Source organism: Bradyrhizobium manausense, from assembly GCF_018131105.1.
Classification (GTDB): domain Bacteria; phylum Pseudomonadota; class Alphaproteobacteria; order Rhizobiales; family Xanthobacteraceae; genus Bradyrhizobium; species Bradyrhizobium manausense_B.
Genome location: NZ_JAFCJI010000001.1, coordinates 1,867,544 through 1,883,121, shown reverse-complemented (window position 1 = coordinate 1,883,121; position 15,578 = coordinate 1,867,544). Strand labels below are relative to the sequence as shown.

General features: G+C 65.2%; 13 protein-coding genes. 9 read left to right on the top strand and 4 right to left on the bottom strand.

All coding sequences use genetic code 11. From position 1 onward, the window contains the following. Positions 1-29 precede the first annotated feature (29 nt). Complete coding sequence (locus tag JQ631_RS08785; protein ID WP_349644967.1) at positions 30-1,445, top strand: amidase; 1,416 nt, start codon at positions 30-32, stop codon at positions 1,443-1,445. Continuing rightward, a complete protein-coding gene (locus JQ631_RS08780; protein ID WP_212325514.1) occupies positions 1,442-2,695 on the top strand; it encodes an MFS transporter in 1,254 nt (417 codons plus the stop codon). Before JQ631_RS08785 ends, JQ631_RS08780 begins: the two co-directional genes overlap by 4 nt. On the opposite strand, the gene JQ631_RS08775 is transcribed toward JQ631_RS08780, so the two are convergent. Continuing rightward, complete coding sequence (locus JQ631_RS08775; protein ID WP_212325512.1) at positions 2,676-2,840, bottom strand: Flp family type IVb pilin; 165 nt, start codon at positions 2,838-2,840, stop codon at positions 2,676-2,678. The genes JQ631_RS08780 and JQ631_RS08775 overlap by 20 nt on opposite strands. A 310-nt stretch (positions 2,841-3,150) precedes the next feature. Here JQ631_RS08775 and JQ631_RS08770 point away from each other — a divergent pair, with 310 nt between their 5' ends. Next, on the top strand, positions 3,151-5,883 hold the full coding sequence (locus tag JQ631_RS08770; RefSeq protein WP_212325510.1) for a bifunctional diguanylate cyclase/phosphodiesterase: 2,733 nt from the start codon (positions 3,151-3,153) through the stop codon (positions 5,881-5,883). Between the two features lie 105 nt (positions 5,884-5,988). On the opposite strand, the gene JQ631_RS08765 is transcribed toward JQ631_RS08770, so the two are convergent. Next, the gene (locus tag JQ631_RS08765) at positions 5,989-7,332 is read right to left on the bottom strand and encodes a S41 family peptidase (RefSeq protein WP_212325508.1); all 1,344 of its coding nucleotides are present in this window, start codon (positions 7,330-7,332) and stop codon (positions 5,989-5,991) included. Positions 7,333-7,642: 310 nt separating this feature from the next. On the opposite strand from JQ631_RS08765, the gene JQ631_RS08760 reads away from it, so the two are divergent. From JQ631_RS08760 to JQ631_RS08735, 6 genes are all read left to right on the top strand, one after another. Continuing rightward, a complete protein-coding gene (locus JQ631_RS08760; RefSeq protein ID WP_212325506.1) occupies positions 7,643-8,776 on the top strand; it encodes an alpha-hydroxy acid oxidase in 1,134 nt (377 codons plus the stop codon). A 14-nt stretch (positions 8,777-8,790) separates the two neighbouring features. Beyond that, complete coding sequence (locus JQ631_RS08755; RefSeq protein WP_212325504.1) at positions 8,791-9,414, top strand: HAD family hydrolase; 624 nt, start codon at positions 8,791-8,793, stop codon at positions 9,412-9,414. Positions 9,415-9,550: 136 nt separating this feature from the next. Further along, positions 9,551-9,739, top strand: coding sequence for a hypothetical protein (locus JQ631_RS08750; protein WP_212325502.1), 189 nt, complete (start codon positions 9,551-9,553; stop codon positions 9,737-9,739). Between the two features lie 222 nt (positions 9,740-9,961). Continuing rightward, a complete protein-coding gene (locus tag JQ631_RS08745; RefSeq protein WP_212325500.1) occupies positions 9,962-11,173 on the top strand; it encodes a molybdopterin molybdotransferase MoeA in 1,212 nt (403 codons plus the stop codon). Between the two features lie 177 nt (positions 11,174-11,350). Continuing rightward, complete coding sequence (gene lexA / locus JQ631_RS08740) at positions 11,351-12,052, top strand: transcriptional repressor LexA (protein ID WP_212325498.1); 702 nt, start codon at positions 11,351-11,353, stop codon at positions 12,050-12,052. A gap of 328 nt (positions 12,053-12,380) precedes the next feature. Continuing rightward, entirely contained in the window at positions 12,381-12,818 is a 438-nt protein-coding gene (locus JQ631_RS08735; RefSeq protein ID WP_212325496.1) for a hypothetical protein, read from the top strand. 10 nt (positions 12,819-12,828) lie between these two features. On the opposite strand, the gene JQ631_RS08730 is transcribed toward JQ631_RS08735, so the two are convergent. Together JQ631_RS08730 and JQ631_RS08725 are read right to left on the bottom strand one after the other, a co-directional pair. After that, positions 12,829-15,111 (bottom strand): ComEC/Rec2 family competence protein, encoded by a 2,283-nt coding sequence (locus JQ631_RS08730; RefSeq protein ID WP_212325494.1) that lies wholly within the window; start codon positions 15,109-15,111, stop codon positions 12,829-12,831. A gap of 97 nt (positions 15,112-15,208) precedes the next feature. Beyond that, positions 15,209-15,442: a DUF2171 domain-containing protein gene (locus JQ631_RS08725; RefSeq protein ID WP_015685840.1), complete on the bottom strand. Its 234-nt coding sequence runs from the start codon at positions 15,440-15,442 to the stop codon at positions 15,209-15,211. Positions 15,443-15,578: the final 136 nt, after the last annotated feature.

The following is a 15,578-nucleotide window of genomic DNA, read 5'->3' as shown; positions in this document are numbered from 1 at the left end:
TGCGATCAATGGAATGGAGGAAGCGAGCTGTGACCGACGCCCTGCACTATCTCGAACTCACCGACCTCGCGGCACGCCTCAAGACGCGCGAACTGTCCTCGCTGGACGTCACGCGCTCGCAACTCGACCGCATCAACGCCATTGACTCCGAACTCGGCAGCTACGTGCACGTGATGGCGGAAACCGCCATCACCGAGGCGAAAGCCGCGGACGCCGAATTGGCACGAGGCAAGTATCGGGGCCCGCTGCATGGCGTGCCGATTGCCCTGAAGGATCTGATCTGGACCAAGGGTGTTCCGACGGCGGCCGGCACCACACTTCATCGAGATTTTCGCCCTCATGAAGACGCGACCGTCGTGCGCCGACTCAAGGACGCGGGTGCCGTCGTGCTCGGCAAGGTCCAACTCACCGAGGGCGCATATTCCGATCACCATCCATCGGTGACGCCGCCCAAAAATCCCTGGAATCCGGACTACTGGCCGGGCATTTCATCGAGCGGGGCGGCAGTCGCCACGGCCGCCGGACTTTGCTTCGGCTCACTCGGCTCTGATACGGGCGGCTCGATCCGCTGGCCATGTGCCGCCAACGGACTGACCGGGCTGAAGCCGAGTTGGGGCCGCGTCAGCCGTCACGGCACATTCGAACTGGCCGCGACACTCGACCACGTGGGACCAATCTGTCGGAGTGCCACAGATGCCGGCGTACTGCTCGGCGTGATCGCCGGACACGACGTAAACGACCCGACCTCGTTGCTCGATCCGGTCCCGGATTATCTTGCCGCAGCCACACACGACGTGCAGGGCTTGCGGATCGGCGTGGACGCCGCCTGGAACAGCGACGACGTGGACGTCGCGACGCACCGTGTGTTGGCCGACGTCATCGATGTGTTCCGCACGCTTGGCGCTGATTTCGTCGATATCCGGTTTCCTGACGTCACCGACGCGATCGCCGACTGGGCGCCGAATTGTGCGGTGGAAGCTGCCAACGCGCACGAGGTGACCTATCCTGCGCGCAAGAGCGAGTATGGCCCGGTGCTCGCCTCGGTCCTCGAGGCCGGTCGCGCGCTCTCGGCACTCGACTATCAGAAGATTCTGCTGCGGCGCCTGTCGTTACGGGGCCGCGTTGCGGCGCTGTTCGAGACCATCGATCTCCTGCTGATCCCGGCCCACCCGTTCCCGCCAATAACTCTCGCCATGATCCAGACGCTCGGTGAGCAGCCTGATCTGATCGTGAAGCTGCAGCGCTACACCTGCGCGTTCGACATGACCGGCCATCCCACGATGACGCTCCCGGGCGGTGCATCGAAGGACGGACTGCCGATCGCGTTCCAGATTGTGGCCGCCCATCTCGACGAGACCACGCTCGTGCGTGCTGGCGCCGCGTTTCAGCGCGCGACATCCTGGCACCGCCGCCATCCGTCCCTCACCGCCTGGAGGCAACAATGACTGCTCAGTCTACATTGGCTCATCGGGGCATTTTCCACGGCTGGTTCGTCGTCGCCGGCGCATTCGCGGTCACGCTGGTCGGATTCGGCTCCGCTTACACGTTCAGCGCGTTCCTCACGCCGCTGCAGCTTGAGTTCGGCGCCTCGCGCGGCTCGGTCTCACTGGTATTCTCGCTCGCAGGCTTCCTCTATTTTGGCCTCGGCATCGTCAGTGGCCCGCTCGCCGATCGCTTCGGTTCGCGCGTGCTGGCGGTGACTGGCATGCTGCTCACCGGCCTTGGGCTCGTCGCCGCCGGCTTTGCGCGCAATCTCGTCGAGGTCTATCTGGCCTATGGGCTTGGGGTCGGAATCGGGGTTGGCTGCGCCTACGTGCCGGCGATCGGCGCAGTACAGCGCTGGTTCGTGCGCCGGCGCGGCTTTGCCTCGGGCCTTGCCGTCAGCGGAATCGGAGTCGGTACGCTCGCGATGCCGCCACTCGCGACGTTCCTGATCGAGATGTTGGGTTGGCGTGGCGCCTACATTGTGCTTGGCCTGCTGGCAGCCGCCGTCGGCGCCGGTCTGGCGCTGCTCATCGAGAACGATCCGCGCGGTCGCGGTCTGGGTCCCGACGGCGACGCACCGCCGGCGACAGGTTCAAATCGTCCGGACGGTGCGTCCGTCGCTGAAGCGGTGCATTCACGCAATTTCATCGCGCTCTATGTTGCCTGCCTGATCTGCGCGTTCGGCGTCTTCGTACCCTTCGTGCATCTCGTCCCCTATGCGGGCGACCACGGCGTGGCGCCCGCAACCGCCGTGCTATTGCTCGGCGTCATCGGAATCGGCAGCACCGCCGGCCGGTTCCTGCTCGGCGGACTTGCCGATCGCATGGGCCGAACGTCCGCGCTGCTGTCGATGTTTGTCGGCATGGCGGCGGCTCTGGCGATCTGGGCAGTCTCGACCCATGCCTGGCAGCTCGCTGCGTTCGCCTTCGTCTACGGCGTGTTCTACGGCGGCTGGGTCGCAGTGCTGCCGGCCGTCGTGATGGACTATTTCGGCGGCCGCAACGTCAGCGGCATCATCGGCATCCTCTACACGAGCGTCGCCTTCGGCACGCTGATCGGCCCAAGCGCCGCCGGTTTCGCTTACGATCTCAATCACAGCTACACGCTGCCGATCCTGATCAGCGCGGCGACGAACATCATCGCGGCACTGATCGTGGTGACGACGCTGACGCGAAGCGAAACGCGCCCCGTCAGCGCAGCGACGCGCTGATCGATCCGAATTTTGTGTTGAGCTTGCTGCCGAGACCGTTCACGACGGTGATGATGGCGAGCGCGATGCCGGCTGCGATCAGACCGTATTCGATGGCCGTCGCACCGGATTCGTCGGCCCAAAATTTCTTCAAGGTCCTGTTCATGATCGTATCCTCTCTGCGTCGATACGAACCTGGTGTGCAAACTGCGCGCCAATGTGGCGTCGAGGATCGTCAACAGGTTAGATGGTTAAGCACTGGTTGACGTCGCTGCGACCGGCAAGAACTGACTGCCATCGCGACCCTCGCAGGCAAAAGCTGCACCCTCCTCGCCATGCGCATAGATCGCATTTGCGCGTTCTGGTTCATGTCGCATTAACCGCGCTTCCTAACGTCGCCTCCACATCGATCCCGTAAACCGACGGATGTTACAGGGATCACGAACCGACCCTGACGTGTGCGCGGCAATGATCGAATGATGACGAAATACGGCAGTCGCCTGCTCGACCAGGCCTTCGTGCGCAGCGGACCGATCCGCTGGCTCGTGGTGGGCGGTACCCTCCTGATCGCGGCCATCGCCGTCGGCGCGGTGCTGATGGCGCAGAATTTCCGCGAGCGCGCGCTGCGCAACTCCGGCCGCGAGCTGGAAAACACCGTGCTGCTGCTCGCCCATCATTTCGATCAGCAATTGCAGGATTTCGCGGTCATCCAGAAGGATTTCGTCGACCACGTGCGCGTGAACGGGATCACGACCGCAGAAGACTTCCGCAACCGCCTCTCCGGCCAGGACGTGCACCGGATGCTGCGCTCGAAGATCGACGCGCTACCCTACATGGGCGGCGTCAACATCATCGATGCCGACGGCAACGTGATCAATTCCTCGACGGCATGGCCGCCGCCGAAGGTCAACGTGACCGATCGGGCTTATTACCGCACCTTCCGATACGACCCGCAGTCGCCCGACGTGCTGATCGAACCGGTGCACAGCCGCATCTCCGGCGCATGGACCATCCTGATCGTGCGCAGGATCATGGGCCCGCACGGCGAGTTCATGGGCATCGTCGGACGCGGCATCGAACCGGCCAATTTCGAGAAGTTCTTCGAGACGGTCATGCTCGGCGAAGGCGCCACGATCTCGATGCTGCACCGGGACGGCACCCTGCTTGCCCGCTATCCCCATTCCGGCGACATGATGGGACACAATTTCAGGAACGGCTCGTTCGAGCAGCAGCAGATCTTCGCGCGCGACCATTTCGCCGGGCGTATCGTGAGCCCGGTCGACGGCGAGGACCGGCTGGCCTCGGTGCGCGTCTTGCCGCACTTCCCGATCCTGATGATGGCGACGACCACGCGTGCGGCGGCGCTCGCCGACTGGCGCGAGCAGATCGGCATCCTGATTTCGGTTGCCGGCGCCTCCGCGCTTGCGATCGCAGGCGTCCTGATCGCGATCGTGCGCAAGCTCCTCGAGCAGCACCGCCTGTCCCGGGAGCGGATGACGCTGGAGAAACAGCGCCTCGACCGCGCCGTCAACAACATGACCCAGGGCCTGTTGCTGTTCGACGCATCGCAGCGGCTCGTGGTCTGCAACCAGCGCTACATCGAGATGTATGGCTTGTCCGCCGACATCGTCAAACCCGGGTACAGCTTCCGCGACATCATCGCGCACCGCAAGGCCACGGGCTCCTTCACGGGCGATGTCGACCAGTATGCCGCGCGCGTGCTGCGCGACGTCCACGTGCGCAACTCCATGATCATCGACACCAGCGATGGCCGATCGATCCAGATCGTCAACGAGCCTCTGGACGACGGCGGCTGGGTCGCGACGCACGAGGATATCACCGAACGCCGTCGCATCGAGGAGCGCATCACCCACCTCGCCCATTACGACGCACTGACCGATCTGCCGAACCGCGCCATGTTCCACGAGCATCTGCGCGGGGAGCTCCTCGCCATCGGCCACGGCGAACAGGTCGCGATCCACTACATCGACATCGACGAATTCAAGGGCGTCAACGACGCGCTCGGCCACCTCGTCGGCGACGAATTGCTGAAGTCGGTGGCGAAGAGCCTGCGCGACTGCGCCGGCCCGACCGATTTCGTGGCACGGCTCGGCGGCGATGAATTCGCAATCGTGCAAAGCGCAGTGACCTCACAGCACCAGGTCGACGAGCTGGTTGCGCGGATCTTTGCGGCGATCCGGGCGCCGTTCGACTGCATGGGCCATCATCTCACCACCGACGCCAGCATCGGCATTGCGCTGGCGCCGGAACACGGCACGGCTCTGGACCAGATTCTCAAGAACGCGGACATGGCCATGTACGCCGCCAAATCGGCCGGCCGCCACACCTATCGCTTCTTCGAGCCGGAGATGGACGCCAAGGTGCGCGAGCGGCGCCAGCTCGAGATCGACCTCCGGCACGCGATCGCCCAAGGCGGGCTCGAAGGCGGGCTCGAGGTCTATTACCAGCCCTGCCTCAGCCTCAAGGACGACCGCATCGCCGGTTGCGAGGCGCTGGTGCGCTGGCGTCATCCCAAACGCGGCATGGTCTCGCCGGCCGAGTTCATCCCGATCGCGGAGGATACCGGGCTGATCAACGAGATCGGCGAATGGGTGCTGGCGACCGCCTGCCGCGACGCGGCCTCCTGGCCCGACGACATCCGCCTCGCGGTCAACGTCTCGCCGGTGCAGTTCAAGAGCGGCACGCTGGCACTGAAGATCATGGCGGCGCTGGCCGCCTCCAACCTGCCGGCGAGCCGGCTCGAGCTCGAGATCACCGAGGCCGTGCTGATCCGCGACGACGACACCGCGCTTGCGATCCTGCACCAGCTCCGTGCCATCGGCGTCCGCATCGCGCTCGACGATTTCGGCACCGGCTACTCGTCGCTCAGCTACCTGCACCGCTTCCCGTTCGACAAGATCAAGATCGACCGTTGCTTCGTCAACGACATCGCAGGTCCCGACGGCTCCGCCAGCATCGTGCAGGCCGTGGTCAATCTCGCCAGCGCCCGCCGCATGGCGACCACTGCCGAAGGCGTCGAGACCGAGGAGCAGCAGCGCCTGCTGCGCGCACTCGGCTGCACCGAGATGCAGGGCTATCTGTTCAGCGCCGCAAAGCCGGCCGACAAGGTCGTGGAGCTGTTCGCGCTCCATCGCAGCCGCCTCGCCCAGCGCGACGGCCACGAAAGCCGGCGCCGCGAAGCAAGCTAGCGCCTCGCAAGAGACGCCGCGCTCAAGACCGCACCCGAAAACAATTCGCCCGGGAGCGGTGATCCACTCCCGGGCGATTTCGACGATCGCAATGACCGGTAGAGCCTAGTTCGGCACCGTGGCCTTCGGCGCCGGCTTCGCGGCTGCCGCATTCACGGTGACGCCGTGCAGGAAGTCATAGGCCGCGTGCAGCGCCTTGTCGTCCTTCTCTTCCGGCGGGACATAGGACTGCGATCCGGTCTGCTCGGCGCCCTCGGCGGCCTGCAAATGGCCGCGCATCTGCGACTCCGCGATGGTGTCGACGCGGCCTTTCAGCTCGGCCGGGACGTCCTGGAGGATCTCGATGTCGGGCGCGATGCCTTGCGCCTGGATCGAGCGGCCCGACGGCGTGTAATAGCGCGCCGTGGTCAGCGCGAGCGCGCCGTTGCCGGCGCCCAGCGGGATGATGGTCTGCACCGAGCCCTTGCCGAACGAGCGCGTGCCGATCAGGGTTGCGCGCTTGTGGTCATGCAGCGCGCCGGACACGATCTCAGACGCCGAGGCCGAGCCGCCGTTGATCAGGACCACGAGCGGCTTGCCCTTGGTGAGGTCGCCGCCATGCGCGGTGAAGCGCTGGGTTTCTTCCGGATTGCGGCCACGGGTCGAGACGACCTCGCCACGCTGCAGGAACGCGCTCGACACGGACACGGCCTGGTCAAGCAGGCCGCCCGGATTGTTGCGCAGGTCCATCACGTAGCCGACGAGCTTCTCCGGCGGGACGTCCTTGGAGATCGAGGCGATCGCCTTCTTCAGGCCGTCGGTGGTCTGCTCGTTGAACGAGGTGACGCGGATGTAGCCGATGTCGCCGTTCTCGACGTGGAAGCGGACGGGGCGGACATGGATGATCTCGCGCGTGATCGCGACATCCAGCGGGGCATCGGCGCCCTTGCGCATGATGGTGAGCTTGGTCTTGGTGTCGACCGGGCCCTTCATCTTGTTGACGGCCTGTTCGAGCGTCATGCCCTGCACGTTTTCGCCGTCGATCTTGCTGATGAGGTCGCCGGACATGATGCCGGCCTTGGACGCCGGCGTTTCGTCGATCGGCGAAACGACCTTGACCAGGCCGTCCTGCATCGTGACCTCGATGCCGAGGCCGCCGAACTCGCCGGAGGTGGTCTCCTGCATCTCGGTCCAGGCCTTGGCGTTCATGTAGCGCGAATGCGGGTCGAGCGAGGTCACCATGCCGGTGATCGCGCCTTCGATCATCTTGGCGTTGTCAGGCTTCTCGACATAGCTCGCCTTCACGCGCTCGAAGACCTCGCCGAACAGATTGAGCTGGGAATAGGCATCGTCCGCGCCTACGCCCGCCGCCGCCCGTGCCGCCCAGACACCGCCGTGCGGACTGGCTACCAGAAGGGTCAGACACGCTCCCGTGAGCGCGCCCAGGGGGAACAGCAGGGTTTTCCGCATGGATAGACTGGCCTTTTCGCTTTGGGGCTCTGGGGCGCCACGCAAATGGCGATCCAGCCCGCTGTTCACAATACCATTCAGGTTTCTTCAAGGCCGGGATGCCACGCCCGCTTGCAGGGCCGTAAAAATCCCTTCGCCAAAAAGCCTTGGCCCCAAACCTAAACTTTTGGCAACGTTCTGAAACCGTTCTCGCCAGACGGGAATCGGTCGGCCCGTCCACGCTTCGCAGGTATGCGATTTTAGGATGGTTTTGGAGGGCCGGACACGATAGGCGAGGACAATAAGGCTTCAAATTCTCGGGAGGACAACAATGAACGACGCGCCGCGCATCCAGCCGGAAAGAAACGTCGAACTCGGCGCCAGCAACGAGCCGTTCCAGAACCTGCACGAATTCGTCCGGAAGGCGCGCTCCAACCTCAACCAGAATGCCTGGGACTATATCGTCGGCGCCGCGGAGACCGAAACCACGATGCGCCGCAACCGCATGGCGCTGGACGAGATCGCCTTCCGCCCGCGTGTGCTGCGTGACGTGCGCAAGGTCGACGGCTCGGTCGAGCAGTTCGGCCGCAAGATGCGCCTGCCCGTGGTGCTCGCCCCCGTCGGCGCCTTGGAGATCTTCGACCCGCATGGCGCCGCCAGCGTCGCGCGCGCGGCCGGCACGTTCGGCGCGTCGCACATGTTGAGTTCGGTCTCCGAGCCGGGCCTGGAAAAGACCGCCGAGGCCGCGCCCGATGCGCTGCGCATGTACCAGCTTTATGTCCGCGGCGATGACGCATTCGTCGCCGACGTCGTCAGCCGCGCCGAGAAGGCCAATTATGCCGCCTTCTGCCTGACCGTCGATACCGCCCATTACAGCCGTCGTGAGCGTGACATCGCCAAGCGTTACGTTCGCGAGAGCCGCCTGCGCGCCACCGGTGGAGACTACCAGAAGGGCCTGGAGTGGCGGACCGTGAAGATGGTCAAGGACAAGTTCAAGATGCCGCTGATCCTCAAGGGCATCGCCACCGCCGAGGACGCGCAGATCGCGGTCGATCACGGTGTCGAGTGGATCTACGTCTCCAACCATGGCGGCCGCCAGCTCGATCACGGCCGCGGCGCCATGCATGTGCTGCCCGAGATCGTCGACGCCGTGAAGGGCCGCGCCAAGATCATGGTCGACGGCGGCATCTGTCGCGGCACCGACATCGTCAAGGCGATCGCGGCGGGCGCCGACCTCGTCGGCATCGGCCGGCTGCAATGCTGGGCCCTGGCTGCGGCCGGCGAGGCCGGCGTCACGCGGATGCTCGAACTGCTCGAGGACGAGGTGCTGCGCTGCCTCGGCCTGCTCGGCACCACCTCGTTCGCCGAGGTCAACAAATCCTGCCTGCATCCGGCCACCGCGACCAATGCGCCGAGCGTCTTCAGCGCTTTCCCGCTGTTCGACCACGAGCCGTATCGATACTGATTGAAAGGACGCAAGTGACCTCGCTCTCTCCCGGCAGCGCGGATGCGCTCCTGTTCGATCTCGGGCGCGTGGTGCTCGACATCGATTTCTCCAAGGCGATCGCCTGCTGGGCGGGACATGCGGGCTGCATGCCCGAAGCCATCGTCGCGCGCTATGTGCGCGACGAGGCCTACCGGCTGCACGAGGTCGGCAAGATCAGCGACGAGGATTACTTTCAGTCGCTCCGCTCATCGCTCGGCATCGGCATTTCGGATGCGCAGTTCCTGGAGGGATGGAACGCGATCTTCGCCGGCGAGATGCCCGACATCGCAGAATTGCTGCCGCGCGCAGCGCGGCAGATGCCGGTCTATGCCTTCTCCAACACCAACCGCCCACACGTGGATTACTTCTCGAAGGAATATGCCGACCTGCTCGGCCATTTCCGCGAGCTCTATCTGTCCTCCAGCATCGGCCTGCGCAAACCGGATGCGGAAGCCTTCGACCATGTCGTCACCGCGATCGGCGTGCCGGCGAACCGGATCGTGTTCTTCGACGACCTCGCCGAGAACGTCGAAGGCGCCCGGGCCCGAGGGCTGACCGGAGTGCACGTCACCTCGCCCACCGATGTCGGGAAGGCGCTGCGGGCGCTGGGGATCTGACCCGGTGATTCCGGAACAATTTCGCCCGGAACCCAGGAACCAAAACGCTCTGTGCATTTTTATACGAAGTTCCGGGAACGAATGACCGCCTCCGGACTCATGAGTCCGTTGGGAATTCTACATCGGACGTATCGACGTGTTGGGCAAAACCTACCTCACCAAGCAGGCCTCCCTGCTGATGAAATTCGCCAGGACCACCTCGGATTCTGAGCTTTCAGCAAAATTGATCAGCAAGGCGGCCGACCTGAAGGCACAGGCCGATCCTATGCCCGACAAGGATCCAAAAGCGCCGGACGTCAGTCCGGCCAAGGTGCCGGGGACCTGACCGACACCGGCCGTGGCTCTCGTCCTCGCCACGGCGATCCGCGTCCAGGTCAGCCTCGCCCGTTTGGATCATTTGCCGCAACGCATTTGATGCTCCACCTTCGTCGCCGAGCGGATGGCACAGGATAAATCCTGCGCGCCCCCCGTTTTGCCTCTGCGCCTGCACTCGGCTAGAACTCTCGCCGCCGATTTGCCCGAACGGGCGCAGCTGGAGTTTTCACCCGTGGCCCTGATGCCGGTATCCGATGCGCTCGCCGCGGTGCTTGCCGGCGCGGAGCCCCTGCCTGAAGAAACCATCGCCCTTGATCAAGCCTTCCATCGCGTGCTCGCGCGCGATGTCGCGGCGCGGCGGACGCAGCCGCCGCAGGCGATGTCGGCGATGGATGGCTATGCCGTTCGTGCGGCTGATGCAGCCAAGGTCGACACGCAGCTCACTGTCATTGGAGAGGTCGCAGCCGGCCGTCCCTACGGAGGCACCGTCGGCTCGGGCGAAGCCGTGCGGATTTTCACCGGCGGTGTCGTGCCCGATGGCGCGGATGCGGTCGTGATCCAGGAGGACACCGTCGCCGACGGCAGCCGCATCACGATCACGGAAGCCGCCGTCACCGGGCGGCATATACGCCCGGCCGGCATCGACTTCCGCGAGGGTGACGTGCTCCTGCGCAAAGGTGCGCGGCTCACCGAGCGCGACCTTGCGCTCGCCGCCGGCATGAATCATCCGCAGCTCGCAGTCCGCCGCCGTCCGAAGGTCGCGATTCTCGCGACGGGTGATGAGCTGGTGATGCCGGGCAGCACACCCGGCCACGGTCAGATCGTCTATTCCAACGGTTACGCCCTGCACGCCCTCGCCCGCAGCGAAGGCGCCGACACCATCGACCTCGGGATTGCCGCCGACACGCTTGCTGCAACCGCATCAGGCATCCGCCGCGCCCGCGAATCCGGCGCCGACATCCTGATCACGACCGGCGGCGCCTCGGTCGGCGACCACGATCTGGTGCAGCAGGCACTCCGCGACGAAGGCACCGCGATGGCATTCTGGAAGATCGCGATGCGGCCGGGCAAGCCGATGATGAACGGACAGCTCGGGGCGATGCGCGTGATCGGCCTGCCCGGCAATCCAGTGTCATCCTACGTCTGCGGCTTCCTGTTCATGGTGCCGCTGATTCGCGCGTTGTCGGGCCGCTCGGTTGTCCATCACCGCCGTGAACGCGCCGTGCTCGGCCGCGACGTCGGCGCCAATGACCAGCGCGAGGATTACCTGCGCGCGCGCCTCGATCTGCGTGATGATGGCACGCTCGTCGCGCTTCCCGTCAACCACCAGGACTCCTCGCTGCTTGCGAATCTCGCTGCGGCACAGGCACTTCTCGTGCGCGCGCCGTTCGCGCCGAAGGCCGAAGCGGGAGCGCCCTGCGAGGTGTTGCGACTGCCCGCCTGACTGCAGCGTTCGCAACCGTTCCGCGAAGTTTGTCGCGTTCACTGTAAATTAAGCAGTTGCGGAACATGTATCGAACATATAGTGTCCGTTCATGATTTGTTTCGAGCATGTAGCGGCTTATTGCTGAAATTCAGCGTCTCGGAATCGAACGACATCGTCAGGGGGATTTTGGTCGAGATGTTAACGCGCAAACAATACGAACTCCTGCGGTTCATCAGCGAGCGCCTGAAGGAAAGCGGCGTGCCGCCCTCCTTCGACGAGATGAAGGATGCGCTCGATCTGCGCTCGAAGTCAGGCATCCATCGCCTGATCACGGCGCTGGAGGAGCGCGGCTTCATCCGCCGCCTGCCCAACCGTGCCCGCGCGATCGAGGTGATCAAGCTGCCTGAGCTCCAGGCCGCCGCCGGGAGCCGCCGCGGTTTCACGCCGAGCGTCATCGAGGGCAATCTCGGCAAGGTGCGTACGACGTCCAGCCCGTCCGCCGAAGAGGGCGAGCGTCCCGTCGCGGTGCCCGTCATGGGCCGGATTGCGGCCGGTACCCCGATCGAGGCGCTGCAGACCCGCAGCCACACCATCAGCGTCCCGCCCGACATGCTCGGTGCGGGCGAGCACTATGCGCTCGAAGTGCGCGGCGACTCGATGGTGGAAGCCGGCATTCTCGACGGCGACATGGCGCTGATCCAGCGCAACGAGAGCTGTGACACCGGCGATATCGTGGTCGCTCTGATCGATGACGAGGAGGCAACCTTGAAGCGCTTCCGGCGCCGCGGCGCCTCGATCGCGCTCGAGCCGGCGAATGCCGCCTATGAGGTCCGCATCCTGCCGCCCAACCGGGTCAAGATCCAGGGCAAGCTGATCGGGCTGTACCGGAAGTATTGAGCGCTCACGCGCGATCGACGATTGGAGCGGACGATTGTCCGCTCGGCTGGATAGTTTTTCCGGTCTTGCACAGGCTATCCAGCCCCCTCTCCCAGCGCGACATCCTCGGCACGCACAAGGCAGTTCAGGTCGCTGTAGCGCGCCTGCAAAATGCGCGCGGGTGGGCTTTGTTCCTACGGATTTGGGAAAGATAATGTGATCGCGGCTCGCGCACGCGAGCCGCAGATTTGCCTACAACCGGGCAGAGTTTTTTACGCTTCCACTCTGATAGAGGCCTGCGCCTCGCAAGACAGAGGCGCGGGTTGCTATCCTGACTGAGGAGCACCCGATGTGTGACTATAGCCTGCATGCCGTTGCGACGCGTCCCGCAGAAGTCGGCGAGACGATCGTCACGACAACCTTCCGCGGCACCTCGACGCGCGGCTTCGCCTCCGAAGCCGATATGTCGGTCGCGGTCTGCCTGCTGCCGGGAACGGAGCTCGCCTTCGCCGACAACGTCCGTTACGACAACAGGTGGATCTGGACGCGCACCGTCAACTCGCGCGTCGGCAAGTTCGGCAAGATCGATCCGCACATTCCCGATCGTCATCACGACGCGATCGAATTCCCCGATGGCAAATACGTGCTGGTGACGCAGCTCGTCGAGGGCCAGCGCGCGACCGTGCTGCAACTGCCCGTGACGCAGCCGCTCGGCGAGCGTGAGCAAAAGCCGCAAGTGGTCGCCGACAGCCGCACGACGACGCCCCCGCGCCTGCCGATCGGCTGAAAAGTCGACTTCAGTCCTCGGCTTGAAGATCGGCCTCCGACGGAGTCGCATCTTTGGCGCGCGGAGCTGCCGACCGCGGCATGAGGATCTGTTCGAAATCTCCATCGCCGGCCGCCGCCGGCGACCAGGGGCGGTTTGCGCCCCTCGCCTTCACCGATTGGATCGCAAAACCGTCGCCACGCTGCGTCAGCGCCAGCGCACCCTGGCGCGCAAGACGCGGCCGATCGACCACCATCGCGGCGCAATCCGGCGGCGCCGGCCTTGTCGTCACCACCAGCGCGGCACGGCTGCAATCGTCGGCCAGGGCGTCGATGCGTAGCGAGAGCGCAATCATGCGGCCGTCGGCGAGCGGCATCACGCAGCCGGCCTCGTCGCACGACACACCATCACCGAGCGAGGCGCTCGTAGCATCGCGCGGATCAGCATCCGCCGCGAGCCACTCCTTCAGCAGGAAATTGTCCTTCTTCGTCCTGATCAGATGCAGTTGCCCATCCCTGCCCCGCACCGCGACGTTCTGGCCGTCGCCGGCGATGAGAATATCGGGCTGCCGGACGGACAGGCCCCAGATCGTCGCCGCCACGAGCACGCACGCGCCCGACCAGCGCAGTGGCGAGCGCAACAGACCCATCAGGATCAGGCCGAGGCTGGCTGCAATCAGCGGCGCAGTCCCGAAGGCCGCGACGTGGCCGATCGCGCCGGGCAGCGCGGCCACCCAGCGCGACACCGCCACCATCCAGTCGATGCCGATTCCCATCAGCCACCAGAACACACCGTCGAGTCCGAAGGGTGCCGCGAGCAGTCCGAGCAGCCCCGCCGGCATCACCAGCGCGGACACCACCGGCATCGCGCCAAGATTGGCGAGCACACCGTACGGCGTGATGCGGTGAAAATGGAAGGCGGCATAAGGCGTGGTCGCAAACCCGGCGATCATCGAGGCCATGAACAGCATGGCGATCTCGCGGCCGCCCCACAGCGCGATGCGCGCGGTCGCGGAATGATCCGGCGAGGCAAACAGGTTCGGCATGCCGATCTGTACCAGCGCGACGAGCCCCAGCGTCGCGGCGAACGACATCTGAAAACTCGGATGCACCAGTGCTTCCGGCGCCACCGCAAGCACGATCAGCGCCGCCACCGCCAGCGTGCGGAAGGTGATGGCGCGGCGATCGACCATGACAGCGAGCAGCACCACCGCAGTCATGAAGAACGATCTTTGCGTTGCGACCTCAGCGCCCGAGAGCAGCAAATAGAATGCGGACGCGACCAGCGCCGCAGCTGCCGACCATTTCTTGATGGGAAAGCCGACCGCGAGCCCGGGGATCAGTGCGAGCAACGCCCGGACTGCGAAGAAGACGACGCCGGCGACGACAGCCATGTGATAGCCCGAGATCGACAGCACATGACCGAGGCCCGAGATGAACATCGCGTCGTTGACGGGCGTGGTGATGGCGTCGCGGCGGCCGGTCAAAAGCGCGGTCGCGATGGCGCGGTTGTCGCCATCGAGCACGGCGCGGATGCGCGCGTCGATCGTGTCGCGCAGGCCTTGCATGACGGCCGCATAGCGCAAGTGAAGGCCGCCGGCATCAGGCGGCGCTGACACCGTGATCGCCCCCATCGCGAAACCGGAGGCGCCGATGCCCTGGAAGAACATGTCGCGCGAGAAATCGTAGCTGCCCGGCCGCAGCGGCGCGAGCGGAGGCATCAGCCGGGCCTTCAACTGCACGAAGCTGCCGACATCGGGCGCCGCCCCCTTGCGCACGGAGAGACGGACGCGCTCCAGCATCACGTCGCTGCGCTGCGCCTCCATCGCGGTGACGCGCAGCACGAAACGGTCGGTGCGTTCGCGGATGTCTCGGGTCTCGACGAAGCCCGACAGCGACACGGAATAAAGCGGCTTTTCGAGCACGGTATGCGCGATGCGTGCCGTCTTCCAGGTCGCAATTGCAAAACCGGCTGCGACCGCCGCGATGATGATCGCGGGCGCAAACCACCGGCTCCGCCGCAACAGGACCGCGCCGAGCGTCAGCGCGACCGCCATCGCAGCCGTGACCCACAGCACCGGCTCATGATCGGCGGCGAAATAAAGCGCGATGCCGCAGCCGAAGGCGATCGGCACCCAGGGGAACAGCCGCCCGGCGCCGGCTTCAGCCCTTGCCCATTCGCGTAGCGTTCCGGCGATCGCGGGCCAGACGCCCAACCCTGTCGGCACAAGTCCGCCGGCCGACGCGGCCCCGCCTGTGGGCCAGGTCCCGGCGATACCCTGCGAGGCGCGTTGTGGCCGGCCCGGCTCCGCCATTCCCTGGCAACCCTGCGATATCAGACGGGCGCAGAGGCTACCGGAACGTGCAGGCTGCCGAATAGCGGTACGGATCAGGAACGAAGGAGCCGCAGCCCTACTTTTCCTCTTCCATCGTCACGGCCACGTCCGCCTTGGCCGACAGCCTGACCTTGTTGCCCTCGACACCGGCAACAAGACCCTTGTCGATGAAATGGTGGTGGCCCTTGTGGCTGCCCTCGCCGCTGTCCTTCTTGGTCAGCTTGATGCGGTTACCTTCGACCTTGTCGACCGTGCCGACATGGACACCGTCGGCGCCGATGACTTCCATATGCTCTGCGATGTTTTGCATGGGGAATCCTTGGTTGGATCCACCTCAACGCGTTGAGCGAGCTTCGGTTCGTATTCCTCCGTCATTCCGGGGCGCGACGAAGTCGGGAGCCCGGAATCGATAGCCACGAACCGGTATTATGGATTCCGGGCCTGGC